This window comes from Cellulomonas sp. P2_F12 (genome assembly GCF_056403775.1).
In genome coordinates this window covers 15,664-36,137 of sequence record NZ_JBFUEV010000003.1, presented here as the reverse complement: position 1 = coordinate 36,137, position 20,474 = coordinate 15,664, and the positions used below count along the sequence as shown (strand labels likewise).

The window sequence follows — 20,474 nt, the reverse complement described above, 5'->3', positions numbered from 1 at the left end:
ACTTCGACCAATGGAGGCGAAGGCATGACGTCCAGGACTCCCCTCATGTCGGCAGAGCTGAACCGGCGCGACTTCCTCCGCGGCATCGGGGTCGCGGGCGCCGGCCTCGCGCTCGCGTCGTGCGCCCCCGGCTCAGGCGGCTCCGGGCCCACCGAGATCGTCTTCTACCAGTCGAAGCCCGAGGTCATCGGCTACTTCGACGACCTCATCGACCAGTTCCACCAGACCCAGGACCGAGTGCGCGTGCGCCACGACGCCGCGTCGAACCTGGCCGGCACGTTCGTGCGGGAGTCCCCACCCGACATCGGCTGCCTCAACTACAACTTCGAGATCTCGCGCTACGTCGAGCGCGGGGCGCTCAGCGACCTCGGCGACATGCCCGAGGCCGGCCGCATCCTCGACGAGCTCCAGCCGCTCATCGACGTCACGGCCACCTACCCGGACCGCACCAGCGTCATCCCGTACTCGCTGATGGCGGCCGCGGTGCTCTACAACCGGGAGATCTTCGCGCAGAACGGCCTGACGGTCCCGACCACCTGGACCGAGCTCATGGCCGTGTGCGACGCACTCAGCGCCGCGGGCGTCACCCCGATCTACAGCACGTTCAAGGACCCGTGGACGATCGCGCAGGGCCACTTCGACTACGCGGTCGGCGGCACGGTCGACACCACGAAGTTCTTCAACCAGATCAAGCGGCAGGGCACCAACGTCGGACCCGACTCGCCGGTGTCGTTCGAGAAGCAGTTCCTCGCGCCGGTCCAGCAGATGCAGAAGCTGGTCCCGTTCTCGCAGGACAACGCGGCGAGCAGGGGGTACGGGGACGGGAACCTCGCGTTCGCGAACGGCGAGGCCGCCATGTACCTGCAGGGGCCGTGGGCCATCGGGGAGATCGCGAAGTCCAACCCGGACCTCGACGTCGGCGCCTTCCCCCTGCCGATGACGGACGACCCTGCGGACCGCAAGGTCCGGGTCAACATCGACCTCGCCCTGTGGATCCCCGAGGGCTCGAAGAAGAAGGAGGCGGCGCGGGAGTTCCTCTCCTTCCTCATGCAGCCCGACGTCATCGACGCCTACAACGCCCACGCGCTGGGCTTCGGCGTGACCAAGGACGCGGCGCCGGTGACCAACGAGACGCTGGTGGAGCTGCAGGAGTACTACGAGCGCGCCGCCTTCTACCTCGGCGCCTCCCAGCTGGTCCCGCAGTCCATCCCGCTGCAGAACTACACGCAGTCCCTCGCCTCCGGGGCCGCCCCGGAGCCGGTCCTGCAGACCCTCGACGCCGACTGGCGGCGCCTGGCTTTCCGTTCCTGACGACCTCCGACTCACACCCACGAACGGAGACTTCTCATGGCCACAGCAGCCGCCACCCGACCGGACCGCCTCGACGTCACGGCACCGCCGCCGCTCCGGGAGAGCCGTCCACGGATCGCTCCGACGTTCTACCTCTTCCTGCTGCCGACGCTCGTCCTCTTCTCCCTGTGCATCACCCTGCCGGCGATCATGGGCATCACCTTCAGCTTCACCGACTCGGTCGGCTTCGGTGAGTTCCAGTTCATCGGCCTGACCAACTACGTCGCGCTGTTCTCGGACCCGGCGATCCGCGCGTCGTACCTGTTCACCATCGGGTTCGCCCTGGTCACGGTGCTGCTGGTCAACATCGTCGCGTTCCTGCTCGCGGTCGGCCTGACCGCCAAGATCCGGGCGAAGGTCGCGCTCCGTGCGGTCTTCGTGCTGCCCATGGTCATCTCGGGCATCGTCATCGCCTACGTCTTCAACTTCCTGTTCTCCAACTCGGTGCCGCAGCTCGGGCAGGCGCTCGGCATCTCGGCCCTCGAGCAGAGCCTGCTGGCCAACCCGAGCCTGGCGTGGGTGACGATCGTGATCGTCACGGCGTGGCAGGCGACCCCCAGCGCCCTGCTCATCTATATCGCGGGGATCCTGTCGATCCCCGGCGAGGTCTACGAGGCGGCGTCGATGGACGGCGCGTCCTCGACCAGGCGCCTGTTCTCCATCACCATGCCGCTCGTCGCCGGGTACGTGGTCATCAACCTGGTCATCGGCTTCAAGAACTTCCTGAACGCCTACGACATCATCGTCGGCCTGACCAACGGCGGTCCGGGGACGGCGACCCGCAGCGTCGCCATGACGATCTTCACCGGCTTCACCGGCGGCGACTACGCGTACCAGATGGCCAACGCGACGATCTTCTTCCTCATCGCCGTGGTCCTCGCCGTGATCCAGCTGCGCCTCAACCGCGGAAGGAGTGCATTCTGATGACTGCCCAGACGCTGGTCACCACGACCCCCGGACAGGTGCCGGTCCGTCCCCGACGGCGCTTCCTCGGCCGCGGCGGCGAGGACCGCCCGAGCTGGGGCACCACCCTCGTGCTCGTCGCCTGCACGCTCGCGATCTTCGTGCCCCTCTACGCGACGCTCTCCATGGCCTTCAAGACCACCGAGCAGTCGGTCGACGGGAAGGTGTTCTCCCTGCCGGCCCCGTTCAGCGTCGACGGGTTCGTCCAGGCGTGGAACCTCACCAACTTCCCCCGCGGGTTCGCCATCTCGGTGTTCGTCACCGCGGTCACGGTCGTCGGCACGGTCATGCTCGCGGCGTTCGCGGCCTACGCCATCGCGCGCAACTGGGACCACAAGTTCTTCCGCTGGTCCTTCTTCTACCTGCTCGCCGCGATGTTCCTGCCGTTCCCCGTCCTGGCCCTGTCCCAGGTCAAGCTCACGGGGATGGTGGGGCTGGCCAACCCGGTCGGCGTCGCGCTGCTGCACGTGATGTTCCAGCTGTCGTTCAGCGTCCTGCTGTTCACGGCCTTCATCCGGGGGCTGCCCGAGGAGCTCGAGGAGAGCGCCCGGCTGGACGGCGCCACGACCTGGATGGTGTTCCGGCACATCGTGTTCCCGATGATGGCGCCGATGAGCGCGACCGTGGCGATCTTCGCGTTCCTCGCCTCGTGGAACGACTTCATGATGCCGTCGCTCATCACGGCCGACTCCACGCTGCAGACCCTCCCGGTGCTGCAGAACATCTTCCAGACGCAGTTCAGCAGCAACTACAACGTCGCGTTCGCGTCCTACCTCATGGCCATGACGCCCGCGATCATCGTGTACCTGTTCACCCAGCGCTGGGTGATGGCCGGCGTGACGCAGGGCGCGATCAAGTAGCGACGCTCGGGCCCGAGCCCGCCCGTGGCCGCGACCGGCCACCTGTGCGAGTTTGGTCCCGTGCACCGCTTCGCGCTCCCCGCGCTCCGTCCCAGGTCACGCGCGCGTCGGGCGCGGTCCGGGGTCCGCCTGCCGGCCATCGCCGGCGGGCGGACCGAGCTGGGGTGGCTCCTCACCGGCGAGCAGCGCGGCAACGACGCGACGCGGATCCGGCCGTGGACCGAGGGCAACGCGGTGCGACCGCTCGTGCACGGCTCCGCGTACTTCGCCGTCCTCGCCGAGGAGCTGGCCCGGACGGGCGACGGCGACCTGGTGCTGTTCAGCGACTGGCGCGGGGACCCCGACGAGCGGCTGACGGACGACGGGCCGACCGTCGCCGAGGCGCTCTCGGACGCCGTGCTCCGCGGCGCGCTGGTCAAGGGACTGATCTGGCGCTCGCACCTGGACCGGATGCGGTTCTCGAACGAGGAGAACCGCACCCTCTCCGAGCGGGTCAACGACGTCGGCGGCGAGGTGCTGCTGGACCAGCGCGTGCGCTCCGTCGGCAGCCACCACCAGAAGTTCGTGGTCATCCGGCACCCCGGGCGGGCGGCGGACGACGTGGCCCTCCTCGGCGGGATCGACCTGGCCCACGGGCGGCGGGACGACGCCGACCACCGCGGCGACGCCCAGAACCAGCCGTTCGCCCACCAGTACGGACCGCGGCCGCCGTGGCACGACGTCCAGGTGGAGATCCGCGGCCCTGCCGTCCGCGACGTCGAGGACGTCTTCCGCGAGCGGTGGGAGGACCCCGCAGCTCTCTCCAGGCTGCCGTGGCAGGCGGTGCCCGACCTGGTGCGCCGGGAGGACCGGCAGCCCAGCGTGCTCCCGTCGGCAGAGCCACCACCGCCCGAGGCGGGAACCTGCGCGGTCCAGCTCCTGCGCACCTACCCCCAGCGTCGTCCGGGTTACCCCTTCGCCCCCGACGGCGAGCGCAGCGCCGCCCGCGGGTACGCCAAGGCGCTGCGGCGCGCGCGTCGCCTCGTCTACGTCGAGGACCAGTACCTGTGGTCGGCCGACGTCGCGCAGGTGTTCGCCGCCGCGCTGCGTCGCGAGCCCGGGCTGCACCTCGTCGCGGTCGTTCCCCGCTACCCGGACCAGGACGACCGGCTGGCCCTGCCGCCCGTGCGGCTGGGCCACGCCCGGGCCCTGCAGATCGTGCGCGCGGCCGGCGGTGACCGTGTCCAGGTCCTCGACGTCGAGAACCGCGAGGGCGGACCCGTCTACGTGCACGCGAAGGTCTGCGTGATCGACGACGTGTGGGCCACGGTGGGCAGCGACAACCTCAACCGTCGGTCCTGGACGCACGACTCCGAGCTCACGGCGGCCGTCCTCGACCGACGCCTCGACGGACGGGAGCCACGCGACCCCGGGGGCCTGGGCGACGGGGCGAGAGGCTTCGCCCGCGAGCTGCGGCTCGAGCTGTGGCGCGAGCACCTCGACCGCGACGACGACGACGGGCTGATCGATCCCGGCGAGGCGGTCGAGGCCGTCCGAGCCGGCGCGGCCGCCCTCGACGCCTGGTACGCCGGCGGGCGGTCGGGACCGCGCCCGCCCGGGCGTCTGCGCGCGCACTCGGTCGAGGAGCTGCCGCTCTGGAAGCGGCTGCTCGCGACTCCCCCATACCACGCCGTCGTGGACCCCGACGGGCGGCCCGCGTGGATGAAGGCGCGCGGCCAGCACTGACCGCCGGCGACGTCAGCGCGCCTGCGCCGCGATCACCTCGCGGTACCAGTGCCAGGAGTCCTTGCGGGTGCGCTCGAGGGTGTCGAAGTCGACGTGGACGAGCCCGAACCGCTCGCGGTACCCCGCGGCCCACTCGAAGTTGTCCAGCGCCGACCACACGTAGTAGCCGCGGACGTCGACCCCTCGGGCGATGGCGTCGCCGACGGCCCGCAGGTGGGCGTCGAGGAACCGGATCCGGCGGTCGTCGTGCACGGCGCCGTCCTCGGTCCGCACGTCGTGGAACGACGCCCCCGACTCGGTGACGATGACCGGCGGCAGGTTCGGGTAGCGGTCGTCGAGGATGCCGAGGATGTCGGTGAGGGCCGACGGCACGATCGACCAGCCGAAGTCCGTCCGCTCGACGCCCTCGATCGGCACGGGCGCGAACGGCAGCCCCTCGGGGATGTCGACCTCGAGCACCCCCGCGTAGTCCTGCCCCGCGCGCGGCGCCTCGATCATCGTCGGCTCGTAGTAGTTGACGCCGTACACGTCCAGCGGCGCCGAGATCACGGCCAGGTCCTCGCCCAGCTGCTGCTCGGACATGCCCGTGCCCAGCAGGATCCCGCCGGCGACCTCGTCGGCCGGGTACTCGCCCCGCAGGATCGGGTCCGCGAACGTCCAGTTGGTGAGGACCGAGAAGGCCTCGGCGGCGGCCTGGTCCGCGGGGTCGTCGGATGCCGGGATGACGGGGAAGTGCTGGTTCACCACCCCGATCTGCGTGGCCCCGGCGGCCCGGAGCCGCTGCACCGCGAGCCCGTGCCCGAGCAGCTGGTGGTGCGCCGCCGGCAGCGCGCCGAGGCCCAGCCCGAGACCGGGCGCGTGGTCGGCGAGCCCGTACCCGTACAGGGTGTGGACGCTCATCTCGTTGAGCGTGAACCAGTCCGCCACGCGATCGCCCAGCCGGCCGACGACGACGTCGACGTAGTCGGCGAACGCGTACGCGGTGCTGCGCGACATCCAGCCGCCCTCGTCCTGCAGCGGCTGGGGCAGGTCCCAGTGGAAGAGCGTCGGCACCGGACGGACACCGCGGGCCAGCAGCGCGTCGACGAGCCGGTCGTAGAAGTCGAGACCCCTCGCGTTGGTCTCCCCCGTCCCCGTGGGGACGATGCGCGGCCACGCGATCGAGAACCGGTAGTCCTGCACCCCGAGGTCGGCGACGTGCCCGACGTCCTCGAGGTAGCGGTGGTAGTGGTCGATCGCGACCGCCGGGGTGTCGCCGTCGACGACCGTCCCGGGCCGTGCCGCGAAGGTGTCCCAGATGCTGGGGCCCTTGCCGTCCTCGTCGGCGGCGCCCTCGACCTGGGTCGCGGCGGTGGCGACCCCGAAGCGGAAGCCGGCGGGCAGGATCGGGTGGCTGGTCATGCGGGTCCTGCCTTCGTCGAGGTGATGGTCATCGGATGCCGCGGAGTCCTGGCACGCAGAGCAGCGCGGCGACGCACACGACGGCCGCGACGAGGTACAGGCCGGTGTAGCCGCCGAGGTAGAGCACGACGGGGGCGGCGACGACCGGGGCGAGCGCCTGAGGCAGCGCGCTCGCGATGTTGCCGATCCCGAGCATGGCGCCGTGCGTCTCACCGCTCGGCATGCCCGCGGTCAGCACCGCGAGGTCGACGCTGATGTACAGGCCCCACCCGACCCCGACGAGCGCGGCGGCACCGATCACCACGGGCAGGGTCGGGAAGAAGGCCATCAGCACCGAGCCGGCGGCGAGCACCACGGTGGCGCCGACGATGAACGGGACGCGGCGGCCCCAGCGGTCCGACAGCGTGCCGCCGAAGCCCGCCGTGCCCGCGGCCACGAGCACCACCACCAGCGTGACGACGAGCACCCAGCTGCCCGGGTCAGCCTCGCCCACGTCGTCCGAGATGTAGAAGTACACGTACAGCAGCACGAGGGCGTTCGCGAAGTTGAGCAGGAACCGGATCGTCCACGCCCGGACGAACAGCCGCGTGGGACGCAGCCCGCGCCAGAACGCGCGGGCGGGTCGGACTGCCGCCTGCTGCTCCGTGCGGGTCGACGGCTCGTGGTGCACCAGCAGGAACGAGACGATCAGCGCCGGCACCGCGACCGCCAGCGCGTAGTAGCCGAGCTTGCCCTCCCCCGCGACGACAGCGACCGCGGTGCCCAGCACGACGCCGACGGTCTGCGCGATGCCGAACAGCGCGCCCACCAGCCCTCGCTGGTCGGGCGGCACCCGGTCGGCGATCGTCGCTGCCAGCGCGGCGAACGGTCCGTTGAGCCCGATCTGCAGCACGATCCAGCCGCCGATCATGACGGGCAGCGTGTCGCCGGAGCCGAGGATCACCAGCCCGGCGACGCCGACGGCCGTGCCGGCGACGATCGTGGGGCGCCGACGCCCCCAGCGGGACCGCGTGCGGTCGGAGATCCCGCCCCACAGCGGGTTCGCGATCATCGAGGCGACCGCACCGCTCGCAGTCACGATCGCGAGGATCGCCTCCTTGCCGCCGAGGCCCAGGTCCTCCAGCCGCGCCGCCTGGGCGGGCAGCAGGATCTGGATCGGACCGAACCAGCCGGCGGCCACACCCACGACCGCCAGCGAGAACGCGACGATCCAGCGCGCCCGGACGCGGACGGTGGGGGTGGTCTCGTCGAGAACGGGAGTCGCCGTCATGCTCGGGCCGGCCGCTCGACGAGGTCTCGTGAGGCACGCATCGTTGCGCTCCTGGGGGTGGGTGCCGCGAGTTGAACACGTGACCAACTGCGGTGGTGGCGAAACGATAGAAGCCGCGCCGGGAGGCGTCAAGGACCTTTGCCCAGAGGCTGGATCCTGCGACGATGCTGGACATCCCACCCCGAACCCCGCGATCGCTAGGCGCCGTCCGCGACCTTCCATCGGCCGTTCCGAACGGGCGACGCCTCCGACGGACCGGGCCACCGTGGGATCGTCAGGATGGCGATGCCCAGGGGTTCGGCTCCCGTTGACCTGAACTGGAACGCCGTGCCCCTGGTGATGTCGATCCCGACGCCGGGCCAGAGCTCAACTACGGATTCCTCGCCGTCCGGACTCGATCGCCACAGCTCGCCGTATCCCGAGGTGACAAACCAGATCTCGTGGACCGTCTGGTGGCGCACAGGGGACGAGACGCCACCCGGGTGCAGCGTGCAGTGAGCGAGGCCGCCTCGGTCGAACGAGCCGAGAAGCCGGATCTCCGACCTGTCCGGAGCGAGGTACTGCGGGGCGTAGGTCAGGTCATTCGCCAGCCAGGTCTCGTCCAGCGCCGACTGCTCCGTCGGAGGTTCGACGACGGTGTTGCCCGGACTCCATCTCCCTCCCGCGACGACGTGGAACAGGTCCTCGTGCCAGCTCGGCAGCACGACGACGAGGAACACCAGCGAGCTGCCGACGTTGGCCCGGTACTGGAAGCGCATGCCGGCGGGCATCGAGACCCACCGCCCAGGACGGAGCGCCGTCACGGCATCCCGTCCGTTCACGGCACGCCAGATCTCGCCCCTGCCAGAGAGCACGAAATACCCTTCGTCCAGCTCTGGCAGGTGGTGAGTGCCCGATGTGCTCCCCGCCAGGCAGACGGCGTGGGTGAGGTCCCCACCCGGGGAGGTGAGGATGTGCCGGATCTCCGCGCCGCCGTCGGGCGAGACGCTGTTCGGCGCCGCAGAAAGGGTGTGGATGATCAGGGCAGCCATGAGATATCCCCCCGCCACGGACCAGGCCACGCGGCCCATCCCAGCCCGTGCTCGTCATTTCCGTCACCTGACCCGTCCACCGGTGATGGACAGAAGGCCGGACTCCAGGACTTCCACTCCGATGTCACTGCTGTCAAGGCCAGACCGGCGAGTGGGTCGGCTGCGCCCGGACGCATGGAGTCCGGGCAGGTCCATCGATAGTCTCCCCGTGTCGGTTCCGCGCTTGGAGGGTTCCCGTGTCGTACGTCGTCGACTTCACAGATGTGTCCACCGTCGGGCTGGAGTCCTCGCCGGTGGCGGATGCAGCGGCCGGCCTGCGGGCCAACGAGGCGCGCTACTTCAAGAACAAGTACGACCACGTCTTCACCGTCGAGCCCGCGAGCGAGGCGACGGAGACGGTGGACTGGGTGCACGGGATCCTCAAGGACGAGCGCGACCTCGTGATCTCGTCCAGCCCTCTCGAGGCCACGGAGTTTGTGGTCGACGGGATCAGGATGGCGTACGTGTTCTACGAGTCGGGTCTGTCCATCAACGTCATGTACACGCTTGCCGACGGCGGGAAGCGCGCGGTCGGGTTCAAGCTGTCCGACGGCATGGAGGTCCCCGAGGAGCTCGCGTCGCGCTTCAAGTTCGCGCGACAGAAGTCGAAGCTGGCCGGCACGATCCGGGGCTCGTTCTTCGTGATCAAGGACGAGCACTGAGGCAGGCCGCACCGTCGAGCCGCTCCTTCTTGTCAAGGTGCCGAACGGCCCAGGAGGGTCGTCCATCGCCAGCTAGCGTCGTCGGCGCCGGCTAGTCGAAGCACGGCACCGACACGCGGGAGACGCCGATGCCTCTGCTCGACGGCAGGACGATCCTGGTGACGGGGGTTCTCACGGAGGGCTCGCTCGCCTTCCACGTCGCCCGGCTGGCCCAGGAGCAGGGCGCGCAGGTGGTCCTCACCTCGTTCGGTCGCCAGCAGCGGCTGACCGAGGTCGTCGCACGGCGGCTGCCCTCCCCGGCGCCGGTGGTCCGTCTCGACGTCACGTCCGCCGCCGACCTGGCGGCCCTGCCGGGGCTCGTCGGCGAGCACGCGGACCGCCTGGACGGGGTGGTGCACTCGATCGGCTTCGCCCCGCAGTCCGTGCTCGGCGGGCACTTCCTTGACGGGCAGTGGCCCGATGTCGCGACCGCGCTGGAGGTCTCGGCCTACTCGCTCAAGGCCCTCACGGTCGCGACGCAGCCGTTGATGCACCGGGGCACCTCGGTGGTCGGGCTGACGTTCGACGCGAGCGTCGCCTGGCCGGTCTACGACTGGATGGGCGTCGCCAAGGCGGCGCTGAAGTCGACCGCGCGGTACCTGGCGCGGGACCTGGGGCCCGAGGGGATCCGGGTCAACCTCGTCGCCGCGGGTCCTGTCCGGTCGACCGCGGCCAAGTCGATCCCCGGTTTCGAGTCGATCGAGGGCGGCTGGAACGACCGGGCGCCGCTCGGCTGGGACGTCAGCGACCCCGACCCGACCGCGCGCGCCGTCGTCGCTCTGCTCTCGGACTGGTTCCCCGCGACCACCGGCGAGATCGTCCACGTCGACGGCGGCGTGCATGCCATGGGGCTGTAGCCGGTGACGATCTCGCGACGAGCGCTGCCGACGATCATCCAGGGCGGGATGGGCGTGGCCGTCTCGTCGTGGCGCCTGGCGTCCGCCGTCGCCCGGCGCGGACAGCTCGGCGTCGTCTCGGGGACTGCCCTGGACCTGGTCCTGGCGCGCCGGCTCGAGGACGGCGACCTCGACGGCTCGGTGCGTCGTGCGATGGCGGCGTTCCCGGTGCGGTCCATCGTCGAGCGCGTGCTCGCGCGGTACCTGCGGCCCGGCGGACGGGCACCGGGCGTGCCGTACACCCCGGTCTCGCGGCTCAGCCTGCGCCCCGGTCGGGCGGTCCAGGAGCTGACCGTCCTCGGCAACTTCGTCGAGGTCTGGCTGGCGAAGTCCGGCCACGACGGCTTCGTCGGCATCAACTACCTGGAGAAGATCCAGCTGGCTCTCCCCGCAGCGGCGTACGGGGCGATGCTCGCCGGCGTCGACGCCGTGCTGGTCGGCGCCGGGATCCCGCGCCACCTCCCGCACCTGCTCGACGACCTCGCGGCCCACCGCCCGACCCGGCTGCCCGTCGACGTCGCCGGCGACCCGGGCGGCGACCACGGGGTCGACATCGACCCGCCGGACCTGCTCGGACCCGATCTGCCGCCGCTGGAACGGCCGCTGTTCCTGGCGATCGTGTCCAGCGAGGTCCTCGCCGCCTACCTCACGCGCGACCCCGCCATCCGACCCGACGGGTTCGTCATCGAGGGGCCGCGGGCCGGAGGTCACAACGCGCCGCCGCGGGGCCGACCGGTGCGGGACGAGCGCGGTCAACCGGTGTTCGGCGCCCGGGACCAGGCGGACATCGTCAAGGTCGCGGCCGTGGGGCTGCCCTTCTGGCTCGCCGGCTCGCTCGGCTCGCCCGAGGCCGTGCGGGCCGCGGTGGCCGCCGGCGCGACCGGCGTCCAGGTGGGGACGGTCTTCGCGCTGAGCACCGACTCGGGGCTCACCCCCGAGCTGCGGGCCCGACTCCTGACCCTGTTGAAGGCGGGTGAGCTCGAGGTCCTCACCGACGGGGACGCCTCTCCGACCGGCTTCCCGTTCAAGGTTGGCCAGCTCGACGGATCGCTCTCGGACCCGTCTGTGCGCGACGCGCGGCCACGCCTGTGCGACCTGGGCTTCCTGCGGTCGCCCTATCTCCGGGACGACGCCCGGGTGGGGTTCCGGTGCCCGGCCGAGCCGGTCGAGATGTACGTGCGCAAGGGTGGGTCTGCCGACGAGACCGCCGGTCGAGCGTGCCTGTGCAACGCGCTGTCGGCCGACGTCGGCCTCGGCCAGACCCGGCCGGACGGTCGGACCGAAGAGCCCCTGGTCACCCTCGGCGCCGACCTCACCGGCGCGAGCCGCCTGGTCGAGCTGCACCCTGACGGCTGGTCCGCCGACCAGGTGCTCGACTGGCTCCTCGCCCCTGTGTGAGGGGCCTCTGAGGATGCGGCGTGCCTCTCTCCTGGCGCGATCGAGGACGAAGGTCCCTCGTCGCGCAACGTCCACATCGGTACCGTTTCTGACATAAGGCGAGTGCGGCTCCAGCTGCCGTTCGCCACCAGAGCCGGCCTGCACACTCGGCGGCTCCCCGACCACTCCGCGTCGCTCGTCGTGCGCGGAATTCTCGGAATCGGAGAACCCAGCTATGACCACGAACGCCCAACAGGCCCCTGCGGGCTGGTACCCGGTCGACGGCGGCCACTCCCGCTACTGGGACGGCTCCGCCTGGACCGAGCACATCCAGGCGCCGGCCAAGACGTCGCTGCTGAAGAGCGCCGCCGGACGGCTCACGTCCAACGAGTTCGCCGTTCCGGACGGAACGCTCTGGTCCGCGGTCGGCAAGGGCGTCGGTGGCTTGACGACCGGCCAGTACCGACTCGACATCTACTACCTCCACCTCTCCAAGGGCACCCTGCGGACCGACGCCCAGCAGGTCCCCGTCGCCGACGTGATCGACGTGGACGTCCGGCAGTCGATGACTCAGAAGGCCCGGGGTGTGTACACGGTCACCGTGCACGTCCAGAGCGGAGCCTCACGCGGGGCGGTGACGATGGACGACATCCGCGACGGCAACGAGGCGCAGCGCGTGATCAACGCGACCGCCCGCGACGCACGGCTCGCGCTCGAGCACCGGTCGATCCACATCGACGCCCTGCGTCACCAGGCGACGAACACCATCCGCCGGGAGATCAGCTACGAGCAGGTTCGGCCCGCCGTGGCCAGCGCCCCCGCACAGGTGGCCGCGGAGATCACCGTCGACGCCATCGAGTCCGGCCCAGGACCCGACGACCTGTTCGAGCAGATCACCAAGCTGGCAGCCCTCCGCGACGCGGGGATCCTGACCGACGACGAGTTCTCGAGCAAGAAGGCCGACATCCTGAGCCGCATGTAGCGGAGCTGTCGGTACCCCGTTTGTCTTCCTCAGCGAAAGGCGTCACGTGCTCATCCGGAAGTCGTTCGGTCTCGGACCGTTCCGCCTCACCCTGTCGCGACGCGGTCTCGGTGCCAGCCTGGGCGGCCGCGGGTGGCGGGTGCAGAGCAGCAAGGGCGGATCGAACATGACGCTCCGGGTACCCGGTACGGGGTTGTCCTATCGGCGACGACTCGGCAAGTGATCCTGACGGCCTCCAATCACCTGCGGGTGCCTAGGCTCCCCTCATGGCCACAGTCATCCTCGTCCGGCACGGCCGCAGCACGGCGAACGTCGCGGGGATCCTGACCGGACGCGCCCCGGGGGTCGATCTCGACAAGGTCGGGCGCAGCCAGGCCGAACGCGCAGCGGAGCGGCTCGCAGCGGTGCCGTTGAACGCGGTGATCTCGAGCCCACTGGCGCGGTGCCGGCAGACGGCGCGGATCATCGCGGAGCGGCAGGACGGCTCCCCGACGGTGCAGCTCGAGTCGGGCATCGTCGAGTGCGACTACGGGCAGTGGCAGGGCCGTCCGCTCAAGGAGCTCGCCCAGGAGCCGCTGTGGTCGGTCGTGCAGACGAAGCCGTCCGAGGTGGTGTTCCCGGGAGGCGAGTCGATGGCCGGCATGCAGGCGCGGTCGGTGGCGGCGATCCGCAGGCACGACGCGGCACTCGAGCACGAGCACGGCGCCGGCGCGGTGTGGGTCGCGGTCACGCACGGCGACATCATCAAGTCCGTCCTCGCCGACGCGCTGGGTATGGAGCTCGACCTCTTCCAGCGCATCACGGTCAACCCCGGCTCTGTCTCGATCGTCCGGTACGGCTCCACCCGCCCCGAGGTGGTGGCGACCAACACCGACTCGGGCGACCTGTCCTGGCTGCGCGCCGCTGCTCCGGTCGGCGACGCACCGGTCGGGGGCGGGGCCGGTCCCGGAGCGGCTGCACCGGCGCACTCGTAAAGTGAGCGACATGCCGGCCCTTGTTCACCTGTTCGACTGGCCCGACCGCGTCGTCGTCGGCACCGTGGGAAGCCCCGGTTCGCGGAGCTTCTACCTGCAGGTCCGCGATGGCGCCCGCAGTACGAGCGTCGGGCTCGAGAAGGAGCAGTCCGCGGTGCTCGCGGAGAAGATCGACGAGATCCTCGACGCTCTGATGGCCGACGAAGGGAACCGGTTCAGCGTCCCGGCCGACACACCCGCCGAGCTCGTCGACAACGACCCGCTCGACCAGCCCGTCGAGGAGCAGTTCCGCGCCGGACTCATGCGGCTGGGCTGGGATCCTTCGACCGCGCAGGTCATCGTCGAGGCGTTCCCGCTGGAGGAGACCGCCGAGGACGAGGAGCCGGCCGAGCCGGAGGACGCGAGCGAGATGCTCCTGGTCCGGATGCCCGTCGGGACCGCCCGGGCGTTCGTCCAGCGCACCCGCCAGGTCGTCCGGTCGGGCCGCCCCCTGTGCCCGCGGTGCGGCAGGCCGATGGACGACGACAGCCACGTGTGCGGCGCGCCTGAGGAGTCATGACCGACCTCGGCGCCGGTGAGCTCGAGCTCGTCGGGCGCATCACGGTTGCGTCGAACGCGACGTTCCTGGCGACGATCGGCGACGTCCAGGTCGTGTACAAGCCCGTCGCCGGCGAGCGGCCGCTGTGGGACTTCCCCGACGGCACGCTGGCGAACCGCGAGGTGGCCGCCTACCTGGTCTCGGAGGCGTTCGGCTGGGACATCGTGCCGCTGACCTTCCTGCGCGACGGACCGATGGGGCCGGGCATGGTGCAGGTCTGGCAGGAGCCCGACGCCGAGCAGGACCCAGTCGACATCGTGCCGGCGCAGGCCGTGCCGCCGGAGGGCTGGCGGGCGGTCTTCCAGGGCATCGACGACGACGACCAGCCGCTGACCCTGATCCACGAGGACTCCCCCGCGCTGCGCCGGATGGCCGTCTTCGACGTCGTCGTGAACAACGCCGACCGCAAGGGCGGCCACATCCTCCCGACGTCACACGGCCATCGCTATGGCGTCGACCACGGCGTCAGCTTCCACGACGAGCACAAGCTCCGGACGGTCCTGTGGGGCTGGCGGGGCGAGACGCTGACTCCCGACGAGGTGTCCGGCGTGGAACGCGTGCGGATGCACCTGGACGGCGACCTCGGTCAGCGCCTGGCCCAGCTCCTCAGCGACGAGGAGCTCGACGCCCTGGCCACCCGCTGCGACCGGCTGCTGCGCAGGGCCACGTTCCCCGGTCCTCGCGGCGACATGCCGGCGTTCCCCTGGCCGTTCTTCTGAGCGAGCGGGCCGCACACCTGCACGTCAGGGCACGTTCGCCCCGCCGTTGACGTTGATGACCTCGCCCACCACGAAGCTCGACTCGGGCGAGGCGAGGAACACGTAGGCCGGCGCCTGCTCGACCGGCTGGCTCGTCCGACCGAGCCAGGACGAGTCCCCGAAGCCGTTCAGCTTCTCGGTGGGCTGCCCGTCCGAGACCTGCAGCGGCGTCCACACCGGCCCGGGCGCGACGGCGTTCACGCGGATGCCGCGGGGCGCCAGGTCGGCGGCGAGCGCCTTGGTGAAGCCGATGATGCCGAACTTGGTGGACGCGTAGTTGATGATCATCGGCGACGGGTTGTACCCCTGCACCGAGGTGCTGTTGATGATGGTCGACCCCGGGCCGAGGTGCGGCAGGGCGTCCCGCGTGATCCAGAACATCGCGTAGAGGTTCGTCTGGATCGTGCGGTCCAGGTCGGCCTCGTCCAGCTCGTCGAACGTCTGGTGGTACACCTGGTGCGCCGCGTTGTTGACCAGGATGTCGAGCCCACCCAGGCCCTCCACCGCATCGGCGACCAGGGACCGGCAGACCTCGCGGTCCCGGATGTCGCCGGGGAGCAGGACCGCCGTCCGGCCCTCCGCGCGCACCAGCGCCGCGATGGCCTCGGCGTCGACCTGCTCCTCCGGCAGGTAGCTGAGGGCCACGTCCGCACCCTCGCGCGCGAACGCGATCGCTACCGCCGCGCCGATGCCCGAGTCGCCGCCCGTGATGAGCGCCTTGCGGCCGGGCAGGCGACCCGTACCGCGATAGCTGGTCTCGCCGTGGTCGGCCTTCGGGTCGAGCTCCGCGTCGAGGCCCGGCAGCGGCTGCCACGAGGCGTGCGGCTTGATGTGCGAGTGGCGCTCGACCGGGTTGTCGAACGTGAGCTGGTCCGGCGACATCGTCATCTCCCTCACGCGGCCGGCAGCGGCGCCGATCGCTTGATAACGATATCGATCTGAGAGCCGGTCACCACTCGTCGTCGCGACCCCAGCCACCGAAGGCGCCGCTGCGGCGCGAGCTCAGGTACGAGCCGATGACGGCGGCGCCCAGGTCGTCGTCGGCCTCGGGCGTGACGACCGTCCCGCCCGCCCGCTTGGCCATGGCGTCGACGAACCGCGCGAGCCCCGGGTCGTCGCCGAGGCGGAAGAAGGTCGTCCGCGCACCCAGGCGCGTCGACCCGTCGAGCTCGCGCACCGCGAGGGCGATCGTCACCGGGTGGGGCGGGTAGTCGAAGAAGACCTCGCCGTCGGACTCCAGGTGGGACGTCGGCTCGCCGTCGGTGACGATGAGCAGCACCGGCTGGGCGTTCGGGTGCTTGCGGAAGTGCCGGTTGGCCAGCAGCAGGGCGTGGTGCAGGTTCGTGCCCTTCTCCCACTTCTCGTCGAGCCCCACCAGCTCCTCGATCTGCATGACCTGGGCGCTGCGACCGAAGCCGATCAGCTGCAGGTCGTCGCCCCGGAACCGGGTGGTGACCAGCGTGTGGAGGGCCAGCGCGGTGCGCTTCATCGGCACCCAGCGACCCTCCATCGCCATCGAGAACGAGGTGTCGACCAGCAGCGCGACGCACGCCTGCGTGCGCGCCTCGGTCTCCTGGATCTCGACGTCGCCGACCTCGATCCTGCGGGACCCGCGGGCCAGCGCGTTGGTGATCGTCCGGCTCACGTCCCACGGCTCCGTGTCGCCGAACGCCCACTCGCGCGTCGATCCCGAGGGTTCGCCGGCGGCGCCGGAGCGGCGGACGTCGTGCCCGCCCGTGCGCCCGGACATCGTGTCGGCGACCGCCTTGAGGACCGCCTTGCCCAGCTGGCGCATCGCCTTGGGCGTCAGCCGGAGCTGGCCGTCCGAGCCGCGCCGGATCGTGCCGGACTCGCTCAGCGCCCTCTCCAGCCGCTGCAGGGTGCGGGCGTCGACGGCCGCGTCGGACCCGAGCTGGCGCGCGAGCTTCTCGAGGTCGAGGTCGTCCAGCTGGGAGCCCTGGTAGGACTGTGCGAGCTGGTCGGCCAGCGCGTCGAGGTCGGCGAGGTCCTGGAAGACGCCGGTGCCGTCGCCGAGCCCGAGCCCGTTCTCCCCGTCCAGTCGCTCCGAGCTGCCCCAGTCCTCGCCAGGTCGCAGCGCTCTGAGAGCGTCGTCCATCTGGCCGAGCTGGTCCATGAGCTCCGACGAGCCGAACGCCTGCTGGGCGAGCGCATCGAGCTCCTCGCGCTGCTCTCTGCTCATCGAGTTGCGCATCCGCTGGGCGGCGGCCGCCCGCTGCGCGAGGGCGTCGAGGAGCTCGTCGAGGTTCTGCGGGTTCTCCGGGAAGTACTCGCCGTGCTTGGCCATGAAGTCGTCGAACTGCTCCTGCGTGTCGTGGTGCTGCTTGCGCGCGTCGAGCAGCCCGTTGAGGTCGGCCAGCATCTCGCTCAGCGCGGCCCGGTCCTCGTCCGTCGCGTTCTCCAGCGCCTGCTTCATGCCGGCGAAGCGCTGGTCGAGGATCTCCCGACCCAGCAGGTCCTTGATCTTCTCGAACTCCTGCCGCGCCTCGGCGCTGCGCCAGTCGTAGCCGTTGAGCTCGTTGACGGCCGCCGCGGGCGACGACGGCAGGTTGTCGAGCTGCATCTGCGCCAGGGCGCGGTCGCCCTCGTCCATGTCGACGTCGCGCGCCAGCTGCTTGCGCTCGGCCAGGACCGCCCGGTCGAGCAGCTCCTTGACCTCCTGCAGCGTGCCGTCGAGGTTGTTCTCCGATGTCAGCTCTCTGCGCCGCTCGGCGACCCGTCGCGCCAGCTCGTCCAGGCCCGCCTGGTCCCGACCGCCGCGCCGCAGGAACTCGCGCATCGCCCGCTCGGGCGAGTAGCCCGCCATGACGTCCGCGCCGATCGCGTCCAAGGCCTCGGCCAGGTCGACCGGCGGCGCCAGCGGGTCCGGCCCGTCGACGTATGGGACGTACCGCGCTCGTCGCGTCAGCCGGCGATTGGCTCTAGCCATAGATCGTCTCGCCGCCCCCGGACTCCTTGCTGATCCGGCGCGCGAGGTACAGGCCCTCCAGCGCAAGCTCGATCGCGGCGGCCCGCTCGCCGTCGTTCGTCGCGCCCAGGCGGGTGCAGATCTCGTCGTAGAGCTCGGACTCCCCCAGCGACGGCAGGCCGGCCAGCACGTCGCGGGCCGTGACCTGCTCGCCCGTGGTCACCATCGCCCCGCCCTGGATCGCGTCCACGAGGATGCCGAAGTCGACGCCCCGCAGGTGCGCCCGGACCGTCTCCGCCGTCGCGGTGCGGAGCAGGTGGTCGAGGATCTCGTCCTCGCGCCCCTCCTCCCCCGACTCGAACTCGATCTTCCCCGCGAGCACGTCGACGGCGGTCTCGAGGTCGACCGGCCGGGCGACCGCGTGCTCCTCGCCCTGCCGCGCGGCCCGGTGCAGCGCCGACGCGGCGACGGTCTCCGCGCCCGCGATGGCGAACCGGGCGCTCACCCCGCTGCGCTGGTCGACTGCGCTCGACTCCCGCAGCGTCTTGGTGAAGCGGGCCAGGATCTCGATGAGGTGGTCGGGGACGTCCGCGTGGAGGACGGCCTCCTGGCGGATGACCGCGACCTCGTCGGCGAGCTCGGTCGGGTAGTGCGTGCGGATCTCGGCGCCGAACCGGTCCTTCAGCGGCGTGATGATCCGCCCGCGGTTGGTGTAGTCCTCGGGGTTCGCGGTGGCGACGACGAGCACGTCGAGCGGCAGGCGCAGCACGTAGCCGCGGATCTGGATGTCCCGCTCCTCCATCACGTTGAGCATCGCGACCTGGATGCGCTCGGCGAGGTCGGGCAGCTCGTTGATGGCGACGATGCCCCGGTGCCCGCGCGGGACCAGGCCGAAGTGGATCGTCTCCGGGTCCCCGAGCGCGCGGCCCTCGGCGACCTTCATGGGGTCCACGTCGCCGATGAGGTCCGCGACGCTCGTGTCCGGGGTCGCGAGCTTCTCGACGTACCGCTCGCTCTTGTGGCGCCACGTGATGGGAAGGTCCTCACCGTGTGCGATTGCCTTGCGCTTGCTCGCGGCGGTGATCGGCTCATACGGGTGCTCCCCGAGCTCGGACCCCTCGATGGCCGGGGACCACTCGTCGAGCAAGCCCTGGAGGGTGCGGAGGATCCGGGTCTTGCCCTGGCCGCGCTCGCCGAGCAGCACGATGTCGTGGCCGGCGATCAGGGCCCGCTCGAGCTGCGGGATGACGGTGTCGTCGAACCCGTGGATGCCGGGCCACGGATCCCGGCCGTCCCGGAGGGCAGCGAGAAGGTTGGCGCGGATCTCTTCGCGGACGGTGGTGTGGACGTGGCCGGAGGCGCGGAGCTCGCCGACCGTGGACGCTGTGGGACGCATCATCCCGTCGAGCGTACGTCCGGTTTCTCCCCTGTGCGTGTGGACACCGTGACGGTGAACTTCGGGTCGCGGCCGGCCTGCCGGGTCGGTCCGACGATGCGCTCCAGCGCCGGCCGGTAGCGCAGGTGCGAGTTCCACACGGCCCACAGCTCGCCACCGGGCTTGAGGACACGCGCGGCCTCGGCGAACAGCGTCCTCGCCACCCCGTCGTGCACCGCGGCGCCGACGTGGAACGGCGGGTTGAGCAGGACGAGGTCGACGCTCGCGTCGTCCATTGGGCCTGCGCCGTCCGCGCGCACCACGGCGACTCTCTGTTGTAGACCGTTCGCCGCGACCGTCGCCCGGGCGGAGGCCACCGCGGCCGCCGACTCGTCGGTCGCCGTGACGGTCAGAGCTTCGTTCGCCTGAGCCAGGAGCACAGCGAGAACCCCGGTGCCGCAGCCGAGGTCGACGGCGTTCTTCGCTTCAGACGGCATCGCGTCGAGGTGTTGGAGCAAGGCGCGGGTGCCGATGTCGATCCCCGTCCCGGCGAACGCGCCGCCGTGGGCGCAGACGGTGATGCCGAGGTCCGGGTGCACCTGGCGCTCGGGCCAGCGATTCTCGGGCCGCTCGGCCTTCGGCTCTGTCGCCATGAGCACGCGCGACTTCTGCCTCGCGAGGTGCGCCTGCACGCTGGCGAAGTGGCGCCCGAGGACGTCGTTCATCGCCGGCGTCATGTGCTTGACCCGGCCGCCCGCATAGATGCTCACTTTCGGGTCGGCGTGGTCGGCGATCAGGGCCGCGATCTCGTCGAGCGCGTCGAGCGACCGCGGGAGCTGGAGCAGCACGAGCTTGGCCCCCGCGACGAGCTCCGGGGTCAGCCCTTCCGAAGCGAACCCGTCGAGGCCGAGCCGCTCGGCGTTCGCGTGCAGCGCCTGCTCGCCGAGCAGCCGGTCCTGGTGCGTGCGGATGCCGGTGAGCCCGTGCCGCGCGATCGCGCCGAGGGTCAGCGCGCCGTGGTGGTCGCCGATGACGACGACGTCCTCGCCCTTGGCCTCCGCCAGCGCCGGCGCGGCCTCGTCGAGGATCAGCCGGTCGCTGGCGTCGACCGCGTGCAGGTTGGGGGCCTCGAGGTCGGGGTATCGGCGGAGGTTGGCGAGGACGTCGGTGTCGTTGTGCCCGGCCGGTGGATCCACGGCACCGAGGCTAACTGTGAACGAGCCGAACCTCCTCGGGGAAGATCCCGAG

At 71.2% G+C, this 20,474-nt stretch carries 19 protein-coding genes; 12 read left to right on the top strand and 7 right to left on the bottom strand.

The genetic code is table 11. From position 1 onward, the window contains the following. Positions 1-45: 45 nt before the first annotated feature. Genes AC1DWH_RS08160 through AC1DWH_RS08145 form a run of 4 tightly spaced genes read left to right on the top strand, consistent with a single transcriptional unit; the run spans position 46 to position 4,898 of the window. Entirely contained in the window at positions 46-1,311 is a 1,266-nt protein-coding gene (locus AC1DWH_RS08160; RefSeq protein WP_477093256.1) for an ABC transporter substrate-binding protein, read from the top strand. Positions 1,312-1,347: 36 nt separating this feature from the next. After that, positions 1,348-2,274: a carbohydrate ABC transporter permease gene (locus tag AC1DWH_RS08155; protein ID WP_477093255.1), complete on the top strand. Its 927-nt coding sequence runs from the start codon at positions 1,348-1,350 to the stop codon at positions 2,272-2,274. Further along, complete coding sequence (locus tag AC1DWH_RS08150) at positions 2,274-3,173, top strand: carbohydrate ABC transporter permease (protein ID WP_477093254.1); 900 nt, start codon at positions 2,274-2,276, stop codon at positions 3,171-3,173. The genes AC1DWH_RS08155 and AC1DWH_RS08150 overlap by 1 nt, the downstream gene beginning before the upstream one ends. A gap of 60 nt (positions 3,174-3,233) precedes the next feature. Beyond that, positions 3,234-4,898, top strand: a complete 1,665-nt coding sequence (locus AC1DWH_RS08145; RefSeq protein ID WP_477093253.1) for a phospholipase D family protein — start codon at positions 3,234-3,236, stop codon at positions 4,896-4,898. 12 nt (positions 4,899-4,910) lie between these two features. On the opposite strand, the gene AC1DWH_RS08140 is transcribed toward AC1DWH_RS08145, so the two are convergent. The 3 genes from AC1DWH_RS08140 to AC1DWH_RS08130 form a co-directional block, all read right to left on the bottom strand. Continuing rightward, the gene (locus AC1DWH_RS08140; protein ID WP_477093252.1) at positions 4,911-6,299 is read right to left on the bottom strand and encodes a GH1 family beta-glucosidase; all 1,389 of its coding nucleotides are present in this window, start codon (positions 6,297-6,299) and stop codon (positions 4,911-4,913) included. Between the two features lie 28 nt (positions 6,300-6,327). Beyond that, the gene (locus AC1DWH_RS08135) at positions 6,328-7,569 is read right to left on the bottom strand and encodes an MFS transporter (RefSeq protein WP_477093251.1); all 1,242 of its coding nucleotides are present in this window, start codon (positions 7,567-7,569) and stop codon (positions 6,328-6,330) included. A gap of 197 nt (positions 7,570-7,766) precedes the next feature. Beyond that, positions 7,767-8,639 carry a cupin domain-containing protein gene (locus AC1DWH_RS08130; RefSeq protein ID WP_477093250.1) on the bottom strand — a complete coding sequence of 291 codons (873 nt, stop codon included), beginning with the start codon at positions 8,637-8,639 and terminating at the stop codon, positions 7,767-7,769. 197 nt (positions 8,640-8,836) lie between these two features. Between AC1DWH_RS08130 and AC1DWH_RS08125 the strand changes: the two genes are divergently transcribed. The 8 genes from AC1DWH_RS08125 to AC1DWH_RS08090 all read left to right on the top strand — a co-directional run bounded on the left by AC1DWH_RS08125 (position 8,837) and on the right by AC1DWH_RS08090 (position 14,886). Beyond that, a complete protein-coding gene (locus tag AC1DWH_RS08125) occupies positions 8,837-9,301 on the top strand; it encodes a phage tail protein (RefSeq protein WP_477093249.1) in 465 nt (154 codons plus the stop codon). A gap of 128 nt (positions 9,302-9,429) precedes the next feature. After that, positions 9,430-10,197 carry an enoyl-ACP reductase FabI gene (fabI, locus tag AC1DWH_RS08120; protein WP_477093248.1) on the top strand — a complete coding sequence of 256 codons (768 nt, stop codon included), beginning with the start codon at positions 9,430-9,432 and terminating at the stop codon, positions 10,195-10,197. A gap of 447 nt (positions 10,198-10,644) precedes the next feature. Then, positions 10,645-11,634, top strand: coding sequence for a nitronate monooxygenase (locus tag AC1DWH_RS08115; protein ID WP_477093618.1), 990 nt, complete (start codon positions 10,645-10,647; stop codon positions 11,632-11,634). Between the two features lie 214 nt (positions 11,635-11,848). Further along, positions 11,849-12,595 (top strand): DUF2510 domain-containing protein, encoded by a 747-nt coding sequence (locus AC1DWH_RS08110; RefSeq protein WP_477093247.1) that lies wholly within the window; start codon positions 11,849-11,851, stop codon positions 12,593-12,595. Positions 12,596-12,641: 46 nt separating this feature from the next. Further along, complete coding sequence (locus tag AC1DWH_RS08105; RefSeq protein WP_456846065.1) at positions 12,642-12,818, top strand: DUF4236 domain-containing protein; 177 nt, start codon at positions 12,642-12,644, stop codon at positions 12,816-12,818. 43 nt (positions 12,819-12,861) lie between these two features. After that, positions 12,862-13,569, top strand: a complete 708-nt coding sequence (locus AC1DWH_RS08100) for a histidine phosphatase family protein (RefSeq protein WP_477093246.1) — start codon at positions 12,862-12,864, stop codon at positions 13,567-13,569. 10 nt (positions 13,570-13,579) lie between these two features. Further along, positions 13,580-14,128: a DUF3090 domain-containing protein gene (locus AC1DWH_RS08095; protein WP_477093245.1), complete on the top strand. Its 549-nt coding sequence runs from the start codon at positions 13,580-13,582 to the stop codon at positions 14,126-14,128. Next, positions 14,125-14,886: an SCO1664 family protein gene (locus AC1DWH_RS08090; RefSeq protein WP_477093244.1), complete on the top strand. Its 762-nt coding sequence runs from the start codon at positions 14,125-14,127 to the stop codon at positions 14,884-14,886. The genes AC1DWH_RS08095 and AC1DWH_RS08090 overlap by 4 nt, the downstream gene beginning before the upstream one ends. 24 nt (positions 14,887-14,910) lie before the next feature. Here the strand turns inward: AC1DWH_RS08090 and AC1DWH_RS08085 are convergent, their stop codons facing one another. The 4 genes from AC1DWH_RS08085 to AC1DWH_RS08070 form a co-directional block, all read right to left on the bottom strand. Then, positions 14,911-15,807 (bottom strand): SDR family oxidoreductase, encoded by an 897-nt coding sequence (locus tag AC1DWH_RS08085; protein ID WP_477093243.1) that lies wholly within the window; start codon positions 15,805-15,807, stop codon positions 14,911-14,913. Positions 15,808-15,874: 67 nt separating this feature from the next. Further along, positions 15,875-17,872 (bottom strand): vWA domain-containing protein, encoded by a 1,998-nt coding sequence (locus AC1DWH_RS08080; RefSeq protein ID WP_477093242.1) that lies wholly within the window; start codon positions 17,870-17,872, stop codon positions 15,875-15,877. Then, complete coding sequence (locus AC1DWH_RS08075; RefSeq protein WP_477093241.1) at positions 17,865-19,250, bottom strand: MoxR family ATPase; 1,386 nt, start codon at positions 19,248-19,250, stop codon at positions 17,865-17,867. Before AC1DWH_RS08075 ends, AC1DWH_RS08080 begins: the two co-directional genes overlap by 8 nt. Next, positions 19,247-20,422 carry a class I SAM-dependent methyltransferase gene (locus tag AC1DWH_RS08070; protein ID WP_477093240.1) on the bottom strand — a complete coding sequence of 392 codons (1,176 nt, stop codon included), beginning with the start codon at positions 20,420-20,422 and terminating at the stop codon, positions 19,247-19,249. Before AC1DWH_RS08070 ends, AC1DWH_RS08075 begins: the two co-directional genes overlap by 4 nt. Positions 20,423-20,474 lie beyond the last annotated feature (52 nt).

Bases quoted from the DNA above. Each gene is read 5' to 3' on its own strand.
- AC1DWH_RS08160 (WP_477093256.1), top strand. From the start codon at position 46: ATGTCGGCAGAGCTGAACCGGCGCGACTTCCTCCGCGGCATCGGGGTC.
- AC1DWH_RS08155 (WP_477093255.1), top strand. From the start codon at position 1,348: ATGGCCACAGCAGCCGCCACCCGACCGGACCGCCTCGACGTCACGGCA.
- AC1DWH_RS08150 (WP_477093254.1), top strand. From the start codon at position 2,274: ATGACTGCCCAGACGCTGGTCACCACGACCCCCGGACAGGTGCCGGTC.
- AC1DWH_RS08140 (WP_477093252.1), bottom strand. From the start codon at position 6,299: ATGACCAGCCACCCGATCCTGCCCGCCGGCTTCCGCTTCGGGGTCGCC.
- AC1DWH_RS08135 (WP_477093251.1), bottom strand. From the start codon at position 7,569: ATGACGGCGACTCCCGTTCTCGACGAGACCACCCCCACCGTCCGCGTC.
- AC1DWH_RS08130 (WP_477093250.1), bottom strand. From the start codon at position 8,639: ATGGGCCGCGTGGCCTGGTCCGTGGCGGGGGGATATCTCATGGCTGCC.
- fabI (WP_477093248.1), top strand. From the start codon at position 9,430: ATGCCTCTGCTCGACGGCAGGACGATCCTGGTGACGGGGGTTCTCACG.
- AC1DWH_RS08115 (WP_477093618.1), top strand. From the start codon at position 10,645: ATGCTCGCCGGCGTCGACGCCGTGCTGGTCGGCGCCGGGATCCCGCGC.
- AC1DWH_RS08110 (WP_477093247.1), top strand. From the start codon at position 11,849: ATGACCACGAACGCCCAACAGGCCCCTGCGGGCTGGTACCCGGTCGAC.
- AC1DWH_RS08100 (WP_477093246.1), top strand. From the start codon at position 12,862: ATGGCCACAGTCATCCTCGTCCGGCACGGCCGCAGCACGGCGAACGTC.
- AC1DWH_RS08095 (WP_477093245.1), top strand. From the start codon at position 13,580: ATGCCGGCCCTTGTTCACCTGTTCGACTGGCCCGACCGCGTCGTCGTC.
- AC1DWH_RS08090 (WP_477093244.1), top strand. From the start codon at position 14,125: ATGACCGACCTCGGCGCCGGTGAGCTCGAGCTCGTCGGGCGCATCACG.
- AC1DWH_RS08085 (WP_477093243.1), bottom strand. From the start codon at position 15,807: ATGTCGCCGGACCAGCTCACGTTCGACAACCCGGTCGAGCGCCACTCG.
- AC1DWH_RS08080 (WP_477093242.1), bottom strand. From the start codon at position 17,872: ATGGCTAGAGCCAATCGCCGGCTGACGCGACGAGCGCGGTACGTCCCA.
- AC1DWH_RS08075 (WP_477093241.1), bottom strand. From the start codon at position 19,250: ATGATGCGTCCCACAGCGTCCACGGTCGGCGAGCTCCGCGCCTCCGGC.